The organism is Flavobacterium branchiophilum FL-15, from assembly GCF_000253275.1.
Classification (GTDB): domain Bacteria; phylum Bacteroidota; class Bacteroidia; order Flavobacteriales; family Flavobacteriaceae; genus Flavobacterium; species Flavobacterium branchiophilum.
Genome location: NC_016001.1, coordinates 2,798,107 through 2,819,732, shown reverse-complemented (window position 1 = coordinate 2,819,732; position 21,626 = coordinate 2,798,107). Strand labels below are relative to the sequence as shown.

Here is a 21,626-nt window from a genome sequence, read left to right as displayed (position 1 = left end):
TGAACTCCAAAAGAAATATAATATTGAGAAATAATCTTTTTTGTTTTTTAAAGAAAAAAATGATTTCCACTGCTATTCCTAACGCAAAATATCGTAAACCATAATGTACCGCAAAAAAAACAACACCATGAAAAAACAACTGGCCTTCGGATTACTACTAATAGGAGTAAATAGCCTAGTGGCCCAAAACAAAATTTTGGACCAAATAACAACAATTACTAATAAAATAACTACTGCCCCTCCGGCCACGGGAACCCTCTCTGGATTGGATATATCAAAAGGGCTCAAAGAAGCACTCAACAAAGGCATTAGCAATCAAGTAAGCAAACTAACAGCAAAAGACGGATTTTATAGCAACGAAGCAGTTAAAATTTTGATGCCAGAAGAGCTCAGAAAAGTCGATTCTGGATTGCGGGCCATTGGACTTGGCAGCTTGGCAGACCAAGGCATTAAAGCCATGAACAATGCTGCCGAAGACGCTGTAAAACAAGCCACCCCCATTTTTGTAAAAGCCGTTACCAAAATGAACATAACCGACGCCAAAAACATTTTGATGGGCGAAGAAAATGCTGCAACAACCTATTTAGAATCCAATACTTCAAAAGAGTTGTTACTCCAATTTAATCCAGTAATTAAAAAATCTTTTGCAAAAGTGGGTGCCGATGCCATTTGGGCAAACCTTATTTCCAAATACAATGCCATACCATTTGTAAGTAAAGCAAACCCTGATTTGACAGATTATGTGGCCCAACAAGCCTTGAAAGGAGTGTTCAAAATGATAGCTGTTGAAGAAAAAAGCATCCGAACCGATTTGGGTTCTAGAACATCAAACTTGTTGAAAAAAGTATTTTCGATGCAAGACAAAAAACAATCTTAATTGATTAAAAATGAGTAATATAACAAAAAATTAACATACAATTAAAAAAAATAGAGTAGCTTTGCATAGTAATAAAATAGTTTTTAAATCAACGAATTAGTGAATAAAAAGTCAATGGATCAAAACATTGACTTTTTTGTATAATAAACAATACCTAATATTGATATTAGCTCAATTAGACTTATAAAACAAGCTATATATACCGCATCTTTTTTGCCAAAATCTCCAGAAAAAGAGTTTGCTTCGCTGGGAGCCTTTACTTGTGTTGTAGCCCAGCCATGCCACTATTTTTTCAAAAAAAACTACGCATCTTTAAGTTGTTTTGCGGATGTATTCCATTTAATTTTTTTCTTTTTTTTTTTAAATAATGGATTGTGCATTTTGTTTAGGTAGCAATCCTATTTTGTAATTTTTTAAAATATTCAAAAGCTTTTAACACCCTTGTTCCATACCACGAAAACATTTGTCCGTCCACAAAAATGGTTTTGGCATGATGGGAATACCTGCCCAATTCAAAGGCATCTTCTTCTGTAAATTCGTAAGGTTCGTTTGGCAAAAGTATCAAATCAGGGTCGCCTTGTATTCTCATTTTTCGGATTTCAACCTCTGGATAACGGCCTTTTTGTTTGTAAATATTGTCAAAACCGTTTAACTGTAACATGGCATCAATATAAGTGGCACCACCCGCCGCCATAAAGGGGTTTTTCCATATAAAATAGGCTGCTTTTTGTGGTTTTATATTGGACATAAATTGTTCAAAATCAAGTGTAGCAAACTCAATTTTGTCATTTATTTTTTGAGCCTCGGTTCTACAATTAAAAATAGCACCAAAATCTGAAATCATGGTTTTGTTGGCTTTCAAATCAGCAATGTCAGTTACCCAAACGGTACAAATTTTTCGTAATTCATCAACCATTTCGGCTGTATTTTCTTCTTTATTACAAATGATAATATCGGGCTCTAAATTTTTAATTTTTTGAAAATGCACTTTTTTGGTTCCGCCTACCGATGTTTTCGTAGCTCTAAAATGCAAAGGATGCACACAATATTTGGTTATTCCAACAATTTTTTGTTCCAATCCCATTTCAAAAAGCAATTCGGTTTGCGAGGGTACAAGCGACACAATTCTGTTGGGTACCGCATTAAAAGTGTGGGCAAAACCCAGCTGGTCGATTAAGGTTTTCATTTCCAAAATATATTATATAAACGAATTTTTTTCGAGAATTTGTTGCATCTCTTGCTGTATTTTTACTGCTTCTTCACGGGCTTTTTGAGCAAAATTTGAAGTGGCATCGGCATAAATAATACCCCTAGAAGAATTGATGAGCAGTCCAATATTTTGATTCATTCCAAACCGGCATACCTCGGACAAACTGCCACCTTGAGCCCCAACCCCTGGCACCAAAAGAAAACTATCGGGAACAATTTTTCTAATTTCCGAAAAATAAGAAGCCTTTGTAGCCCCAACAACATACATCAAATTGGAGGCATTTTTCCAAGTTTTGGATGTTTCTAAAACGTGATGATACAATTGATTTTGAGCCAATGGAAGGGTTTGAAAATCAAATGCTCCCTCGTTTGAAGTTAGTGCCAATAGGATGGTGTGCTTGTTTTCAAAAGCTAAAAAAGGTTCTACACTGTCTTTGCCCATATAAGGGGCAACGGTAATGCTGTCAAAGGCCAAATCTTCCAAAAAAGCCTTGGCATATCGGCTAGAAGTATTGCCAATATCGCCACGTTTGGCATCGGCAATGGTAAAAATTTCGGGATAATTGGTATTAAGATACTGAATTGTTTTTTGCAAAGATTGCCAGCCCATAATGCCATAAGCCTCATAAAAAGCGGTGTTGGGCTTGTAGGAAACGGCTAGGTCGTGCGTTGCATCAATAATGGCTTTATTAAATTCAAAAATAGGATCTTCGGTGTTTAATAAAAAATCGGGAATTTTATCCAAATCGACATCTAAACCAATACAAAGGAATGATTTTTTTTGAATAATTTGAGCAGTTAAATCTTTTGTAGTCAAGGTGGTGATGAATTTTAGTTGTTTTTGCAAATTTCGGAAATTCTACCGATAAACAAATCATTTTTTAGATAAAATTGAAAAATTTGATTCTAAATAAATAATGAAAACCTAAAAAATCTATGGAATTGACAACCTATGAAAGGAAAAAAGTACTTAGAATAGAAGAGAAAGACACTAATTTGGTTAAAAATACTATTTTAAATTTTAGTACTAAATTGAAATTTCCTATATTTGCATTTCGCAATTTGGGGTGAGGAGGCTAATTTGCAAGCAACTAAAATAAATACGACAACATTTTTAAAACACGGAAATGAAAGAAATTACAAAAGAAGTTTATTTAAAGTGGTATGAGGACATGCTACTTTGGCGTAAATTTGAAGACAAATTAGCAGCGCTTTATATTCAACAAAAAGTAAGAGGATTTCTTCACTTGTATAATGGTCAGGAGGCTGTTTTGGCGGGTGCACTCCACGCCATAGAACTTGGCGGAAAAGACAAAATGATTACGGCCTACAGAAACCACGTTCAACCAATTGGAATGGGTGTTGATCCTCGAAAAGTAATGGCCGAATTATTAGGAAAAGTAACGGGAACTTCAAAAGGGATGGGAGGTTCTATGCATATTTTTTCTAAAGAACATGGTTTTTATGGAGGTCATGGAATTGTTGGAGCTCAAATTCCAGTAGGAGCAGGAATGGCTTTTGCCGATCAATATTTTAATACGGGTGGGGTAACACTTACCTACTTTGGAGACGGTGCAGCCCGTCAAGGCTCGTTGCACGAAGCATTTAATATGGCAATGCTTTGGAAACTTCCTGTTGTTTTTATTGTAGAAAATAACGGATATGCCATGGGAACTTCTGTTGAAAGAACTGCCAACCATACTGATATTTGGAAACTAGGATTGGGTTATGAAATGCCATGTGGCCCAGTAGATGGAATGAATCCAGTAAAAGTAGCCGAAGCCGTTCACGAAGCCGTAGAAAGAGCCAGACGAGGTGATGGCCCTACTTTTTTAGAAATGAAAACCTATCGATATAGAGGACACTCTATGTCTGATGCTCAATTATATAGAACTAAAGAAGAGGTTGAGGAATATAAAAAAATCGACCCAATTACACAAGTTTTGGATGTTATAAAAGATCAAAAATATGCTACCGATGCCGAAATCGAAGCAATTGATCAAAGGGTTAAGAATTTGGTAGAAGAATGTGCAAAATTTGCAGAAGAATCACCTTTTCCAGAAGTACAACAATTGTATGATGTAGTGTACGAACAAGAAAATTATCCATTTATACCTCACAAACTCTAAAAATATGGCAACAATTATAACTATGCCGCGACTAAGCGATACTATGACGGAAGGAACAGTAGCATCGTGGCTAAAAAAAGTAGGCGATACCATTTCTGAAGGCGATATTTTAGCAGAAATTGAAACAGATAAAGCCACCATGGAATTTGAATCTTTTAACTCTGGAACACTTTTGTATATAGGAATTCCAGAAGGGGAATCGGCACCAATAGATGCCCTTTTGGCCATTATTGGCAACGAAGGCGAAGATATTTCAGGGCTGATTGGCGGTCAAACTGCAGCTCCATTGCAAGACACACCCATGGTAGCAAACGAAGCTCCTGCCGCTGCAAAAACAGCATTACCCAACGGTGTTATCGTTGTAACCATGCCTCGATTGAGCGACACCATGACCGATGGAACTGTAGCCACGTGGCTTAAAAAAGTAGGCGATACCATTTCTGAAGGCGATATTTTAGCAGAAATTGAAACTGATAAAGCCACCATGGAATTTGAATCTTTCAACTCTGGTACTTTATTATACATTGGCATTGCAGCTGGAGAGTCGGCACCTGTGGACAGCCTTTTAGCTATTATTGGCCCTGCTGGAACAGATGTATCTGGAGTTGCTCAAAATTTTGGACAAGCACCATCAAGTCCTGTTGCTGCCACTACCGAAACTCCAGTTCAAGCGGTACCTGTTGTAGCCCAAAATGCTTCTACCGAAAGGGTTTTGGCATCGCCATTGGCTAAAAAAATTGCGGCTGATAAAGGGGTAAACTTGAGCCAAATCAAAGGGTCGGGCGAAAATGGCAGAATTGTTAAAAGTGATGTAGAAAATTATAGCCCAGCACCGCAAGCAGCACCTGCTGTTGTTGCAGAAAAAAAGGCCGAAACTCAAAATAGCAAACCATTTGTAGCTTCGGGGACTGTGGCAACGGAGGAAATTAAAAATTCGCAAATGCGAAAAGTAATTGCCAAACGACTTTCGGAATCGATTTTTACAGCACCTCATTTTTATTTGACAATAGAAGTTGCCATGGACGAGGCAATGAACTCTAGGGTTATCATCAATTCTATTCCAGATACAAAAATTTCTTTTAATGATATGGTTATCAAAGCTTGTGCTATGGCCTTGAAAAAACATCCAAAAGTAAATTCTCAATGGAGCGAAAATGCGATTACCATCAATTATCATGTGGCTATTGGTGTAGCCGTAGCCGTAGAAGACGGATTGGTAGTTCCGGTATTACCATTTACAGACAGTATGAGCCTTACTCAAATTGGAAGTAGTGTTCGAGATTTGGCTGGCAAGGCCAAAAATAAAAAATTACAACCTTCTGAAATGGAAGGCAGTACATTTACAATTTCTAACTTAGGCATGTTTGGTATTACCGAATTTACATCTATTATCAATCAGCCAAATTCTGCCATCTTATCGGTGGGGGCAATTGTAGAAAAACCAGTTGTAAGAAATGGACAAATAGTTGTTGGCAACACCATGAAATTGACGTTGGCTTGTGACCACCGTACCATAGACGGTGCTACGGGAGCACAATTTTTGCAAACATTAAAACAATTTATAGAAAATCCAGTTACTATGTTGGCATAAATGCTTCATGTATATTTGATAAAATCCCAAAAATGATAGTCATTTTTGGGATTTTTTGTTGAATTGAATTCAAAACAAACAATAATTTATACCTTTGCATCATGGAAAAAGATAATATAATATTTGGAATTAGAGCCATCATAGAGGCGATACAAGCAGGAACGGCTGTTGATAAAGTATTTATTCAGAAAGAAATATCGAGCGAGTTGATGAAAGATTTGATGAAAGTGATGAAAAGAGCCAACATTAATTTTTCGTATGTACCTGTAGAAAAACTCCACCGATTGACGGTTAATAACCATCAAGGGGCAGTGGCTTCTATATCGCCAATAGGATTTATGGAGTTGGAGGATTTGGTGTCCTCTACGTTGCAAGCACATGCCAAACCCTTGTTCTTGATATTAGATCAAATATCAGATGCACGAAACTTTGGAGCCATTATTAGAACGGCCGAGTGTACGGGCGCACATGGTATTATCATTCAAAAATCGGGTTCGGCGCCTGTAAATGGCGATACGGTTAAAACATCGGCTGGTGCAGTATTTAATGTGCCAATTTGTAAAGTAGAACACATCAAAGATGCTATTTTTTATATGCAAGGTTCGGGCATTCTTACGGTTGCAGCAACCGAAAAAACCACTCAAAATTTGTATGATATTGATTTGAATCAAGGGGTTGCCATAGTTATGGGTTCTGAGGATAGAGGAATCAATCCATCGGTATTGAAAGTGATTGATGCAAAAGCCAAATTACCAATGTTTGGCTCTATTGGTTCTTTAAACGTGTCTGTGGCATGCGGTGCTTTTTTGTATGAAGCCGTCAGACAAAGAAATGGTTAAAAGTAGTATCATTTTTTGAGTGTATCACGGTAGGATTTGTTTGGCTCATGAAATTTGATGTGCCATTTTGCGTTAGGGATAGCAGTGGAAACCCTTTTTTGCCCCTCTTTTTGGGGCAAAAAAGATTATTTCACAAAATTATATTTTTTTTGGAGTTCAATGAACGTTGTTTGGAACAAATAGCCCGACCCTTGGGGAACGCCCAAAAAATAGTTGTTATGGTATGATTGAAAACGCTATTTGCAAAAACGCTAGTTTTACATCTAAACTGTTTTTTTGTGGGTTAAATGTTAATGTTTTTTTATTCCATTTTACTCAATTCTTCATAATTTTTTTTCAATTTATTTAACAATCGGCCATAAACCAATTTGTAAAACAGGAATAAAAAACCAATCAAAAGGCCTAAAATAATGATAGATGTAATGATTTGGGCCGCAATAGAGGGCAATGCCATGTGGCTTTGATTGGTTTGGTACATGCTTTCAAAGCTTTCTAAAATGCCATAGATGCCAAACAAGCATCCAATAACCATATTCCAAATGATGTAAAATCGTACAATTTTTCTGGTTTTTAGAATGTGTTTGATTAAATTTTTAGAAGAATTTAATACCGAAATGGATCGATAATTCAAATAAAATAACACGATAAATCCTATAATTACTATATAGTTCAATTTATCTAAATAGCCCAAAAAAGGATAATGAGCAATGATTTTTTCGATATTTTCGCTGTCTAATAGCAATCCTATACCATTAAAAACAACAAATTCAACGATACTAAAAATCAGAATCCAACGTACAGTTGAATAAGACTTTTGATGTATCATTTTATAAATATCTTTGTCAGAAATACTTTCAAAGGTATGTTCTGTTTTTTGCCAATCTCTTTTTAACAAATCCAGTTCTTTCATATTTACGGATTCAATATTTTTTTTAATTTCCCCTTGATTCTATTCATTTTTACCCTAGCATTTACTTCGCTTATTCCTAATGTTTCGGCTATTTCTGTATAATCTTTGTCTTCAAGATACATAAAAATCAATGCTTTTTCAATGTCGTTTAATTGATATACCGCTTCATACATCAATTTCAATTGCTCTTCTTCTTCATAATTATAATCTTCAGAACTGATGATAAAGGGTTGTTGGTCATAATCTACTGTTTTTATAGATTTGGTACTTTTTCGATACAACGAAATGGCCGTGTTTAAGGCTACTCTATAGGCCCAAGTCGAAAATTTACTATCGCCTCTAAATTTTGGGAAAGCCTTCCAAAGTTGGATGGTAATTTCTTGAAATAAATCATTGTGAGCATCTTCACCACGTGTATATAACCTACAAATTTTGTGGATTATATTTTGGTTTGCCTTTAATTGCGTGATAAATTGATGTTCTAAAGTCATAACCTAATAGGTGTGTCTATTGCACTTTTTGTTACAAAATACAATATGTTAAATTTTAATAGAGATGCTTTTCAATAACAAAACATACTCAAAAGTACATCAAAATCTTTGACTATTTCTTGTGTTTCGCATTTTATACCAAATATACATATAAAATAGTCCAATCTACTTGTTCTATTTTGCTAAAATCATTCAAAAAAAAATAGTTCCGTAGCCCAGCTATGCAACGATTTTTTTTGAAAATATTTTCTAAAAAATAACTACGCATCTTTGGACTATTTTATAAATACATTTGGTATTATTTCGGATTAAAAACACAGCTACCCTATTGGCATTTTTTTTGTCTAAAGTAGGGATGGCATGACAATTTTGTAATTTTATAAAAAGCAATTCCAATCGTTCTATTTTTAGATTGGATTCTAAACGATGTACCAATTGATGATGGTGGTATAATGTTTTTGTACAAGGTTCAAATTCTGGTTTGATACTATTTCATGAAAAAACGGGCTGCAAGCTGGCCTATTTTTGCCATTGGTCAATTGTTTGACATAGCTTTTTCACTTTATATTGGCTATCATTGATGAAACGTCATTGGCTATTTGAAATAATTGTGTTTTTGATGGATATTTAAAATTAAAAAATAGCAATGTTCATTTTTGCAAAGTTTTTTGTATTTTTGCCAACCAAAAAGTAAAGTTTAAAACGATGTTAGATAGACTTCAAATAGTAAAGCAACGATTCGATGAAATTTCGGATTTAATTATACAACCAGATGTAATTGCAGATCAAAAAAGGTATGTACAATTGAATAAAGAATATAAAGACCTTAAAGCATTAGCAGAAAAAAGAGACGAATATGTACTTTTGATAGCCAATATTGATGAGGCAAACGACATTATTAGTGATGGAAGCGATGCAGATATGGTAGAAATGGCCAAAATGCAATTGGAAGAAGCAAAGGAACGTTTGCCAGAATTGGAAGAAGAAATTAAATTCATGTTGATACCAAAGGATCCAGAAGATGCTAAAAACGTGATGGTTGAGGTTCGAGCAGGTACAGGTGGAGATGAAGCTAGTATTTTTGCGGGCGACTTGTTTCGTATGTACACCAAATATTGCGAAGGTCGAGGTTGGAGAACATCTGTAGTAGATATGAATGAAGGCACATCGGGAGGTTTTAAAGAAATTATATTTGAAGTAACAGGCGAAGATGTATATGGTACACTCAAGTTTGAAGCAGGAGTTCATCGTGTGCAACGTGTACCGCAAACAGAAACTCAAGGGCGAGTGCATACATCTGCGGCTACGGTAATGGTTTTGCCAGAGGCCGAAGAGTTTGATGTTCAGATAGATATGAACGATGTTCGTGTTGATTTCTTTTGCTCTTCGGGGCCAGGCGGACAATCTGTAAACACAACCAAATCGGCCGTTCGATTGACACACATTCCAACGGGTTTGGTAGCTCAATGTCAAGATCAAAAATCGCAACACAAAAATAAAGATAAGGCATTGACGGTATTGCGTTCGAGATTGTATGAACAAGAATTGGCCAAAAAACAAGAAGAGGATGCGTCAAAACGAACGTCGCAAGTAAGTTCTGGCGATCGGTCTGCAAAAATACGAACTTATAATTATGCACAAGGTAGGGTAACAGACCATAGGGTAGGTCTTACGCTGTATGATTTGGGGAATATTATGAATGGCGACATTCAAAAAATTGTGGATGAATTACAATTGGTAAATAATATGGAAAAACTTAAAGAAGCCAGCGAAGTTTTTTAAGTTTTGACATAATGGAATAAAAAAAAGAGGCTATTTGACTAATAGCCTCTTTTTTTTGTGCTGTTTTGAAATAGCTGACACCATTTTATTTTCAAACCTATAAGTACATGACAGAAAGCAAAATAGATTGTTTTTCAAACGACAACACTTTGTTACTATGCTACAATATTACCAAAATTCAGTAGTTTTTGAATTATAATTTTATTTATAGGTTTGATTGGGTTAATACCGAACTTGCAAATGAATGTATTTATCATTGCAAACAATGATTTGTTAAATTCAAAAAAATTAAATTCTTCTCGATAACTTTGTTCACAATAATGCCCATAACACTCCATTAGAAGAAAATGTACTCGTCCTTTGATGCCTAAAACAGTATGTAGCACGTGATTCATAATTTTTTTTCTACTTTTGTTTAAAGAAATGAACACTTCTGCTTTTAAAGTGTTGGTAATCCGTATTTTAAACATTTTGGTTTGCTTGAGGATTCATTATTGTATGATTACTAAATAATCTTACAATATACAAAAATATACGAATACTACCATATTTTTAACTACTTATATTATTGAAAATCCAGATGATAAATGATTTTCTAGCGAAGTATTGATACATAAACCAGCTTTGTTCAAAAGAACTATAAATTCAAAAGAATCAAGTGGTTTTATATTGTAATACTAATCTTTAAATTTAAAATTAATATGTATAAAAACATAATTTAAAATAAATTAATAATTAATTTTTTATAAAAAATACGGGTATTCCAAAATGAAACCTGCCTTATATTTGTCCACGATAATAAAAATTTAAAAAAATTAACGACTAAACCAGCAGTTATTGACTACTTAAAGAAAAATACTTGGAAAAATTATTTTAGTTAAGATTTTTGATATATTTGCAATTAATAATTTTATCTTTACGTAAAGTCTTTCGAATTTGCGGAATAATAAATTAAAAAAATAAATTTAATTGTATTTTAAAATTAATATTACAAAATTGTGATAATTGCGAATAAAATTAATAAATATTTATTTTAAATCGCCGAAAAAATTGAAACAAAATTATTATAAATTTACAAACAATAAAATTTTACAAACATGAGAAATGCCCTATTTGCACTACTCTTTCTTTTTGCTATGAAGGGTTATTCGCAAAAAACGCTAAGTAATGAAAAAATTATTGAAGACGAAAAAGGAAGAGTAATTACAAACACGGAAGAAAAGATTTTTTTTGTCACTAAAATAAAAAACAAAAAGGTGTTTGAAAAGAGTCAACTTTTAAATACAACTACTCAACAAACACCAGTTGAGTTGTGTACTAATGGTGGGTTTGAACAACATGAAACAATAAGTGGAGCACAAAAATTAAAAAATTTTTTATATACTATTGGAGATCCTCCTGGGCCTACGCAGTGCCAGTCTATTTCAAATACTGCTGATGCCTATATTGATATTTACAACCCAAATAATACCAATGTTATGGCAACGAGTGTGCCAGCAAACATTATAGATCCATTTATTGGAAATATAAATGCTTTTGACCAATATGCACTAAAAATAAATTATGCTGAATCTTACACCTATGGTTCCATAGTACAAGGAAAACGATTTAAAACCAATAATGAAAATACACTAAAATTTAATTATAAAGCAGTTCTGATGACTGTCTATGAGTCTGGGCACACAGACAATCAACCCTTTGTAAAAGCACGAATTATTAATGCTGCTGGTACTGTTGTAAGTGAATTTTGTTTAGTTGGCGATGAAACCAATTGCATTTTTACAAAGATTCCAGGAAGTGATGCAGCTATTTTATATACTGCAAATTGGCAATCAGGATTATTAGATATTTCTTCTATACCAAATAATGAAGCATTTACGGTGGAATTAATGGCTTCTCGATGTGGATTTGGTGGTCATTTTGGCTATATGTATGTAGATGATATTTGTTTGTTGCATTCCAATGAAAATTTTCAAGGGTCAATAGAATTAAATCCAGTAAATGAAGTATGTCCTACGTTACCAATAAATGTTTGTGGAAGCTATACAATTCCAAACTCAGGCGGAATAACGGCTACTTTAAACACATTAACTTTAAATTTATATAATGAAACTGGCACTTCTATATACAGCACCAATGTTCCTACAACATTAAACACATCCACTCATCAGTTTTGTTTTACACTAAATGCTGCTAATTTTCCAAATAGTATCAATGCAAATTATAATGTGGGAGTAACTGCAACTTATAACACCCAAGGTGCAGCAGGATGTGGAGGAACGGTTTTTAATTCTGCCAGTGATCCTGATGCAAATGCGGGTTGGGATATTTCATTTCAAAACTGTTCACCAAGTTGTAATTTTAATGTAAATACCACCACATTGTCATTATGTGATAGTAATCATAATGGTAGTGAGGTATTTAATTTAACCAATGCAAACGCAAATATTGTTACCTCTACAACGGGTCTTTCGTTTAGTTATTTTCTTACTTATTCAGATGCTAATTCAAACACAAATCCTATTTCTAACACCACTGCATATACTAGCACAAGTAACACATTATATGTAAGAGTAGCCCAAGATGCCAGTTGTTTTAAAATAATAGCGATAGCATTAGAAGTAAGAAATCCAAATGTAAATATTAGTGGCATTTTAAATGTATGTTCAGGTAGTACCGTTCTCACAGCTACTTCAGGAGCAAGTTATTTATGGAATACAGGAGCCACAACACAAAGTATTTCACCCACAACAACAGGAACCTATTCAGTTACAGTTACAGATGCGAGTGGCTGCAGTAATTCGGCTACAGTTACAATAGAACCTACACAAACTGCCACCACACCCAATGTGATCATTACACATCCAAGCTGTTTTACAACCACAGGTAGCATTCAAATAACCTCTGTTGCAGCACAATACAGTTTTGATAATGGAGCAACATGGACTACTAATGCTACCCTTAATAATTTGAATCCAGGAACCTATCATGTAAAAATAAAAACTATAAATAATTGTATTTCATATCCATTGGAAGTAGTGATCAATCAAGTTTTTACTTCCTATCCAGATTACACTTATACCAATCCTATGTTTTGTGGTGATGTGGGCAGTATTACGATCACAACACCAGCTTCATTTTATAGTTTTGATAATGGAGTCACTTGGACTACAAATCCTACTGCAACAAATCTTCCTCCAGGAAACTATTTTATTAGAACCAAAGATGCACAAGGATGTATATCAAACTTGAATAATGTGTTGTTGAGTAGTACGACACTCGAAGCCCCACAATATACAATTATCAACCCAGCATGTGGTGTTGGTGGAAGTATTACCATAAACACTGTATCTGATTTATATACTTTTGATGGTGGCACAACATGGGTTACCTCAAATATAAAAACAAACGTAACTTCTGGTAATTATTCTATTGCAATCAAAAACAGTCTAGGGTGCACTTCTGAATTTTCTTTCGCATACATTAATGATTTGCAAAACACATATCCAAATGTAATTGCTGTTCAACCCGTTTGTGGAGCTGGCGGTAGCATTGCAATTACAACAATTGCTGATTTTTATAGTTTTGATAACGGTGTTACTTGGACAACTAATCATATTGCAACAAATCTAGCTCCTGGAGATTATATAATAAAAGTAAAAAATGCAGCAGGTTGTATATCTCAAACTAACTTTGTTGGTTTATATCCACCCTATTTAGATAATCCAATCTTACAAATCACTCAACCTCAATGTGGTGTAAATGGAAGTGTAACCGTAAATACCCTATCTGATTTTTATAGTTTTGATGGTGGACTAACTTGGGTAACAAACAATTTTATGAGTTTGCCAGTCGGAAACTATAATATAAAGATAAAAAATAATTTAGGCTGTGTATCTAATGATAATTATGCTTATTTATTTGAACCAACTATTCCTATTCCTCTTTATACCATTGTACAACCAAATTGCTCAACTACAGGAAGCATAACATTTAATACGGTTTCTTCGTTTTATAGTATCGATGGCGGAACAACATGGTCTAACAATCCTGTATTTAATAATTTAGCAGGTGGAAATTATAGTGTTATAATAAAAAACAATTTAGGATGTAAATCAGTAAATCAAAATGTAGATTTAAATACGACTTATTTAGCAGAACCAACTTATACTTATATTAATCCATATTGCGGAAATATAGGCAATATAACTTTTACTTCTGTTGCAGCTTTTTATAGTATTGATAATGGAAGTACTTGGAGTACAAATCCTGTTTTTTCAAATTTAACATCTGGATCTTATTATCTTTTAGTGAAGAATAATGCGGGTTGTATTTCCCAACCAAAATATGTCCATTTAAGTACCTATCAATTAGCAGATCCTAGTTTAACAATAGTGCAACCGTGTAATGGTGCCAATGGTAGTATAACTTTTACTACAACTGCTGCATTTTATAGTATTGATAATGGAACAACTTGGAGTGCAAATCCTGTTTTTTCAAATTTAGGTTCTGGAGATTATTATTTAAAAATTAAAAACACCTTAGGTTGTGAATCAGGATATCAATATATATATTTAAATTATACATTACCAAACCCAAGTTATACTGCCATACAACCAGTATGTGGAACAAATGGTTCAATAACAATTACTACTTCTGCTGCCTTTTATAGTATAGATGGAGGAAACACTTGGAGTACAAATCCTGTTTTTTCAAATTTGGCTCCTGGATATTATTATGTAACTATAAAAAATATTGCGGGCTGTAGTTCCTTTTCACAATATGCAATACTTCAACAACCTTATATTTCTAATCCTAGTTATACTATTACTCAACCTACGTGTGGAGTGGGTGGCATCATTACAATTACTTCAACTGCAAATCAATATAGTATAGATAATGGAACCACATGGCAGTTTAGTCCAATATTTTCAAATTTGAATTCTAATAATTATTATACAATTGTTGTGAAAAATAGCCAAGGTTGCATCTCTCAAGGGATAAATGTATCAACTGAACCCTTTTATTTACCTAATCCTAATATTACAATTGTGCAACCTACATGTGGTAATAATGGGAGTATTTCTGTTGCCACTTTAGCCTCTCAGTATAGTTTTGATGGTGGAAACACCTGGACAACAAATCCTATCTTAAATAATTTGACTTCAGGAAATTATAATGTAATAATCAAAAACAGCCAGGGATGTACTTCAAATCCATACGCAGTATATGTGTATATTCATGAATATTATTTGCCAAATCCATTAGTAACCATTACACAACCAACCTGTTCTGTAACTGGAAATATTACAATTTTAACAGCCTCAGATTTTTATAGTTTTGACAATGGAACAACTTGGGTAACGAATCCTGTTTTAGCAAATCCGACACCAGGAAGTTATTATGTAAAAATCAAAAACAATTTAGGATGCGTTTCTGGAAGTCAATATGTTTATATAAGCACTTACAACTTACCACCACCAAGTGCCACAATTACCCAACCCACTTGTAGCACACCAACAGGCAGTATAACTATTAATACTCCTGCAGATCAATATAGTTTTGACAATGGATTAACCTGGACATCAAATTCAACCGCCACTAATTTGGCATCTGGAAGTTATTATATTAAAATAAAAAATTCATTAGGTTGTGAATCTGAGGGTATTTATAATTACGTAAATTCTGCTCCCAATATTCCTAATGCACCAGCAGTAACATTTGTGCAACCATCTACTTGCGGAACAACAGATGGAAGCATTACTGTAGTTACATCAGCTCTTGAATATAGTTTTAATAATGGCGTTACATGGACAACAAGCCCTTCAAAAGTAAATTTAGGAGCCGGAACTTATTATATAAAAATGAGAAATAATACTAATCAATGTGAATCTTTAGCCGCTATTGTAAACCTAAATTCTGGAACAACAATTGCTGCACCTGATTTTACCGTTGTAAATTCAGGTTGTAGCAATCAAAATGGTTCAATTACAATTACTACAGCCGCAGCCTTTTATAGTTTTGATAATGGAATATCATTTGTAAGTTCAAACACAAAAACAAACTTAACTCCTGGAATCTATACTATTAAAATTAAAAATGCTGCTGGTTGCATTTCAGCTTCTAGCACTGCAACAATAAACTCCTCAACTAATTTACCCGCACCAACTTATTCCGTTTTACAACCTGATTGTACTGTTGCAACTGGTTCTATAACAATAAACACAATTTCAGATTTGTATAGTTTTGATAATGGAACTACATTTTCAACTTCAAATTCACTTTCTGGTCTTTCTTCTGGGAATTATAATATTAAGATAAAAGACTCAAATGGTTGTATTTCTAATGCAACCACTATTACTATAAATAATGCACCAAATATACCCAATCAACCAATTGTAACTGTTGCTCATCCTGTAAATTGCAACAGCCAAACAGGTGTTTTAACCGTGGTAAGTACAGGTGTTTCTTTTAGTTTTGATAATGGCAACACATGGTCTAATAGTGCTATTTCCAATCCTTTAGCACCTGGAAATTATGCTGTTCTAATAAAAACAGTGGCAAATGGATGTGCTTCATTGCCCACCAATGTTACTATAAATACACCACCTGATATTCCTTTACTTCCCACAGTTGTAGTTACACAACCTACTAGCTGCGTCAATCCATTTGGCTCAATAAGTATTACAAGTGCTGCTTTTCAATATAGTTTTGATAATGGCGTAACCTATTCAAACAACTCAATTTCAGGGCCTTTAGCAATTGGAACTTATCAAGTAAGGGTTAAAAATAATTTCAATTGTCAATCAGATGCTGTTCTTGTTACAATCAATCAAATAATTGACACCCCTTCAATTCCAGTTTTTTCAATAATTCAGCCTGATTGTAATAACCCTAACGGAAGCATTACCATTTTAACAAACGCAAATGAATATAGTTTTGATAATGGAATTAGTTGGACAAGTAGTAATACGCTTACTAATCTTATACCAAGTAGCTATTCCTTGAAAATTAAAAACAACTTAGGTTGTATTTCTAATCCTTCAATTGCTACAATTAATACTTATATCAACAATATACCACTCCCTGCATCAACAAGCCCACAAATATTCTGCATACAGCAAAACGCATCGCTAAACAACATTGCAATGACGGGGCAAAATATCAAATGGTATGATGCCTTAACAAGCGGAAATTTACTTCCAAATACAACACTTCTGCAAAATGCAATAACATACTATGCCTCGCAAACAATTAGTGGTTGCGAAAGCAATAGGGTTCCAGTTTTAATAACTATTCAAAACACAGCTGCACCAACAGGAAACTCAAATCAAAGTTTTTGTAGTACAGAAAATGCTACTTTGAACAGTGTAGCTATAACAGGAAACAATATTATTTGGTATAGTAGTTCAACAGGAACTACTGTTTTATCAAATTCTACACTATTGCAAAATGGAGTAACTTATTATGCTTCTCAAACGATAAATGGTTGTGAAAGCACAGCAAGAGTTGCCATTTCTATACAATTAATTAGCACATTAAACGCAACTAATTATGCAGAATCAATGTGCGATGATTTGAATGATGGCTTTGAAACCGTAAACCTTTCAAATTATAATTCGTTTCTGACTTCTGCTACTGGAAATGTTTTTAAATATTATAATTCGTTAATCGGAGCTCAAAACCAAATACCATCTAATGAAATATCAAATACTTCAAATTACAATTTATCAATAGGAGATAACCTGTTTTATATTAGAATTGAATCGCCAAATACTTGTTTTCAAATTGTAACTTTAAATTTAACATTAATTAAAAAACCATTTGTAACCATTAATGACATATTGCCAATTTGTAAAGGAAGTGCTATCACAATTAATGCTGGTATAGGTTTTGACAATTACCTTTGGTCAACAAATGAAACAACTCCATCAATAATTGTTACGCAACCAGGAACTTTTTCTGTAACCGTTTCCGAAAATCATGGTGCGGTAACATGCTCAACAACAAAAAACTTCACTGTTGTAAATCCAAATATTGGAACTACCTTTGAAATAATGACATCAGATTGGACTCAAAATGAAAATACAATTACTGTTTTAGTATCATCAAATAGTGTTGAAAATTACGAATACTCATTGAACGGATTTGATTTTCAAGTTGGTAATACATTTTACGGATTAGAAAACGGCGAATACACCGTTTATATCCGTGACAAAAATGGCTGTGTAATAGGTTCAGAAGAGGTATATTTACTGATGTATCCAAAATATTTTACACCAAATAGCGATGGATTTAACGATTATTGGAGAATTAAATTTTCAGAAAACGAACCAAATTTAGTAGTAACTATTTTTGATAGATATGGAAAATTAATCACACAATTTGGCGGAAATAGTATTGGTTGGGACGGAAATTACAATGGAGTACAACAGTTTTCTTCAGATTATTGGTTTGTTGTAAAAAGAGAAAACGGAAAAGAATACAAAGGCCATTTTACACTTAAAAGATAATTTTAATAAAGTTTCGGAGTTAATAACCCCTTGAAAATGAACTATGTTTTTTTTTAAAAGTTACATAATTTAATTGCATAAATTTGAATTAGTTGCAAACAAATTCAAATTATAACAAATATATTTATAAAATAGTCCAAAGATGTGTAGTTATTTTTTAGAAAAAGTTTTCAAAAAAAATATCGTTGCATAGCTGGGCTACGGAACTATTTTTTTGAATAATTTTAGCAAAAAAGAACCAATAGATTGGACTATTTTATATGTATATTTGTAATTATATATTATAATTTTTATCAAACCTATATAAAAAAACCCCTTCCAAATATTATTTGAAAGGAGTTTCGCTAACAAAAAAAATAAAAACTATTCTTTGATTAATTTTAAGGTTTGATGGTTTTGGTTATTGTCCCAAATTTTTACAAGATATATTCCTGCAGTCATGTCTTGAATGTTAAAAACAGATTGTGTGTCGAAAGAGCCTTCAAAATGCTTGATCAACTGCCCTGTTAAAGCATAAATATCCATTTTTGTGATGGCTTTATTGAGGCTAAATTGATTTTGTGTAGGGTTTGGCAAAAGGGCAACGTCTTGCAATAAATAGTCATGAGTGCTAAGTGTGGCCGATTGGTTGCCATAAATTCTAAATCCACCCGATTCAATATTGATGGCAGTGGCGGTATTGGTTACGTTTATAGTGGTGTTGTCCATCAAATTGACCCAAGTTCCGGTGTATGGAAAATCTGGGATAACATTTTGAGCTGCTACCGAAAAATTGGCCAAAATAACCACATTTTTCAATTGAGAGGAAGGCAATGCATCGTCAAAAACATATATTCGTTGTCTGATATTGTTGCCATCGGGACTGATGGTATAATTGCCATTAAAAACGGGATTCGTTTTTTTCAAATCAATCATTTTGGCCCAATCGGTATAAATTTTAGACCGTTGGGATACTGATGTCCAGTTGTTTGCCCATTGAGGTTGCGGTTTGGTACTCAATTTACAATCACCCGAAGCAGTATCAGATTCGGTATTGACAGTGCCGTCTGTGCAAGTGTAAATGGAATTATTCATACCAAGTTCTGCAAAATGCCATATCATTTTGGGTCCTGGTATTAACAAGCTGGTGGCACCAATGGCAGACATTCTAAACAAAGCATTGTTCAAGTTGCCAAATACGGGGCTTGTACCATTTGCATTGCCATAATTTATAGCAGAATACATCAATCGTTCTTTGTCATGACTTTCTGGATAGCCCAAAAGTCTTTTGCCCGAAAATCCGTGAGCGTTGGCTCCCATACGGGAAATGTCGGCACCGGTAGAAACACCTTGAGCCAATTGAGTATAAGGATAAGTAAGCTCGCCCCACATCATGACTCCTTTGCTTGGGGTTTCATTTAGGCGGTAATTGGCCCATTGTTGTTCTTCGTTGTCTGCTCCTAAATGTTCAAAAATAACATAATGATTAGGGTCTAGCGACCAAGAATAATCGGCATAATTTTTTAAAATAGCCACACGGTCTTCACGGTAGCCATTGGTACAACTATCATCGCCAGCGGCACATTCTTGAGTAAAACCTTTGGTCAAATCCCATCTAAAGCCATCTATTTTGAACTCTTCAATCCAATGTTTGACTACTCTTTTTGTATAATATTGGGTTACAGTAGCGGCATGATTAAAATCACTCCCAACGCTGTAACTGTGTTTGGCATATTCATTAAAATAGGGATTGTCCGAGGCAGGATCGCCCCAGCCATCGCCATCGGCATCTTTCATCCACATGCGAACCATTGGATTTCGGCCAAAAGCATGATTGAGGGCCACATCTAAAATAACTGCAATGCCATTTTGATGACACAAATCGATAAACTCTTGCATTTTGGCTTTTGTACCATAAAATTTATCTAATGCTAAATGGTATGCTGTGTTGTAACCCCAACTTTCGTTGCCTTCAAATTCCATTATTGGCATAAGTTCGATGGCATTGATTTTTAAATTTTTAAAATAATCTATTTTATCTATCAGGCTTTGAATGTTTCGAGAGGCATCAAAATCACGAATCAAAACTTCATATACCACAAGATTGTCTTTGCTTGGTTTTACAAAATTGGTTGTTGCAGCACTCCAATTATAAGGTGTTTGTCCTGTTTTCAAAACAGTAACTTCTCGTTCCTGTCCTGTAGGATAAGGGGGCATGTTTGGATATGTAGTTGCTGGTATCCCTGCATCGTCAAACGGAGACAATACCAAGGTTGAAAATGGATCGGCTGTTTTTACTAACGCCGGTGAGCCATTTGTAGGGGTTTGATCGGCAACCCAATATTGATAAGTGTAATTCTGACCAGAGGTTAAGTTATTGATTTCTAACCAAAATTTGCCCGATGTAGGGTCTTTTTTCATGGCATAATTGTTGTCTGGTTGCCAGTTGTTGAAACTCCCTGCAACATAAACAAAATCTTTGCCAGGAGCATTAAGTACTAAGGTCGCTTTGGTGGCATCTGTGTTATGGTAGTTGATGCCGTCCTCTAAACCTGTTGGTATCGCAGCGGTACTGGTAGTAGGTACTATCAATACACTAAATTTTTTGGTAAATGTAGTAGTGCCTTGAACTATTTCGAGTACATAGTTTTTATTTGTAGTAATATTATTATCGTTATATGAAAAAGAACTGGTGCTTACAGGCGATTGACTTACACCATTTATTTTGAGTGTATAAGTTGCATTGCCATTAGTATTGGATGCTGCAATATTAAAATTCTGACCAGAGGTTAGCATTGTAGTACTGTTTTCTGCAGGTTGCGACAAGCTCGTTTGAAATGCTCCTACATCTAGGGTCAAATCTGCTGTTTGAGCATTGCCAGCCTCATTTCTAAAAACAATATTTATTTTTGTAATTGTTCCAGTTGTTACACCATAAAAATTTTCGATGGTAGGAGATAAGACTAATTTGTAAATATTACCAGACACAAATGTAAGGGCTGGTTGGCTATTGCTGCCCCATTGTCCTAATACGTTTTGCCAGCTATTGCCATTTAGTGTAACCCCTGTATGGGCATATATAGTGCCTGTATAGGAAGCTAAATTGGTGCCTGTTTTGTCAAAAAGAAGGGTGGCCGAAGCGTTGGCATTTGGAATTGTTCCACCTTGCCAAGATACTTGAGCAGTGGCCTGTAGCCCTAAAATGAATAGTAAGAGGAAAATTTTTTTCATAAGTTTAAATTTTATTATGCCCTGTTTTGGGCATGTCCATTTTTTAGGAAAGCCATATTATTTACAAAAAAAATC

At 34.2% G+C, this 21,626-nt stretch carries 11 protein-coding genes; 6 read left to right on the top strand and 5 right to left on the bottom strand.

Going from position 1 to position 21,626, the window contains the following annotated elements; all coding sequences use genetic code 11:
• Positions 1–127 precede the first annotated feature (127 nt).
• A complete protein-coding gene (locus FBFL15_RS12140) occupies positions 128–877 on the top strand; it encodes a DUF4197 domain-containing protein (RefSeq protein WP_014084870.1) in 750 nt (249 codons plus the stop codon).
• A gap of 385 nt (positions 878–1,262) precedes the next feature.
• Here the strand turns inward: FBFL15_RS12140 and FBFL15_RS12135 are convergent, their stop codons facing one another.
• On the bottom strand, positions 1,263–2,063 hold the full coding sequence (locus FBFL15_RS12135; protein WP_014084869.1) for an ABC transporter substrate-binding protein: 801 nt from the start codon (positions 2,061–2,063) through the stop codon (positions 1,263–1,265).
• Positions 2,064–2,075: 12 nt separating this feature from the next.
• On the bottom strand, positions 2,076–2,903 hold the full coding sequence (pyrF, locus tag FBFL15_RS12130; RefSeq protein ID WP_014084868.1) for an orotidine-5'-phosphate decarboxylase: 828 nt from the start codon (positions 2,901–2,903) through the stop codon (positions 2,076–2,078).
• Between the two features lie 310 nt (positions 2,904–3,213).
• Between pyrF and pdhA the strand changes: the two genes are divergently transcribed.
• The 3 genes from pdhA (at position 3,214) to rlmB (ending at position 6,645) form a co-directional block, all read left to right on the top strand.
• Positions 3,214–4,215, top strand: coding sequence for a pyruvate dehydrogenase (acetyl-transferring) E1 component subunit alpha (pdhA, locus tag FBFL15_RS12125; RefSeq protein WP_014084867.1), 1,002 nt, complete (start codon positions 3,214–3,216; stop codon positions 4,213–4,215).
• Positions 4,216–4,219: 4 nt separating this feature from the next.
• Positions 4,220–5,806 carry a dihydrolipoamide acetyltransferase family protein gene (locus tag FBFL15_RS12120; RefSeq protein ID WP_014084866.1) on the top strand — a complete coding sequence of 529 codons (1,587 nt, stop codon included), beginning with the start codon at positions 4,220–4,222 and terminating at the stop codon, positions 5,804–5,806.
• 101 nt (positions 5,807–5,907) lie between these two features.
• On the top strand, positions 5,908–6,645 hold the full coding sequence (rlmB, locus tag FBFL15_RS12115) for a 23S rRNA (guanosine(2251)-2'-O)-methyltransferase RlmB (protein WP_014084865.1): 738 nt from the start codon (positions 5,908–5,910) through the stop codon (positions 6,643–6,645).
• Positions 6,646–6,946: 301 nt separating this feature from the next.
• Here the strand turns inward: rlmB and FBFL15_RS12105 are convergent, their stop codons facing one another.
• Positions 6,947–7,555, bottom strand: a complete 609-nt coding sequence (locus FBFL15_RS12105) for a hypothetical protein (RefSeq protein WP_014084864.1) — start codon at positions 7,553–7,555, stop codon at positions 6,947–6,949.
• A gap of 2 nt (positions 7,556–7,557) precedes the next feature.
• Entirely contained in the window at positions 7,558–8,046 is a 489-nt protein-coding gene (locus FBFL15_RS12100) for an RNA polymerase sigma factor (protein ID WP_014084863.1), read from the bottom strand.
• A gap of 705 nt (positions 8,047–8,751) precedes the next feature.
• Here FBFL15_RS12100 and prfA point away from each other — a divergent pair.
• Both prfA and FBFL15_RS12080 read left to right on the top strand, forming a co-directional pair.
• Positions 8,752–9,828 carry a peptide chain release factor 1 gene (gene prfA, locus FBFL15_RS12090; RefSeq protein ID WP_014084862.1) on the top strand — a complete coding sequence of 359 codons (1,077 nt, stop codon included), beginning with the start codon at positions 8,752–8,754 and terminating at the stop codon, positions 9,826–9,828.
• A 1,097-nt stretch (positions 9,829–10,925) separates the two neighbouring features.
• Positions 10,926–18,341, top strand: coding sequence for a T9SS type B sorting domain-containing protein (locus FBFL15_RS12080; protein ID WP_014084860.1), 7,416 nt, complete (start codon positions 10,926–10,928; stop codon positions 18,339–18,341).
• 363 nt (positions 18,342–18,704) lie between these two features.
• On the opposite strand, the gene FBFL15_RS12075 is transcribed toward FBFL15_RS12080, so the two are convergent.
• The gene (locus FBFL15_RS12075; protein WP_014084859.1) at positions 18,705–21,551 is read right to left on the bottom strand and encodes an alpha-amylase family glycosyl hydrolase; all 2,847 of its coding nucleotides are present in this window, start codon (positions 21,549–21,551) and stop codon (positions 18,705–18,707) included.
• Positions 21,552–21,626 lie beyond the last annotated feature (75 nt).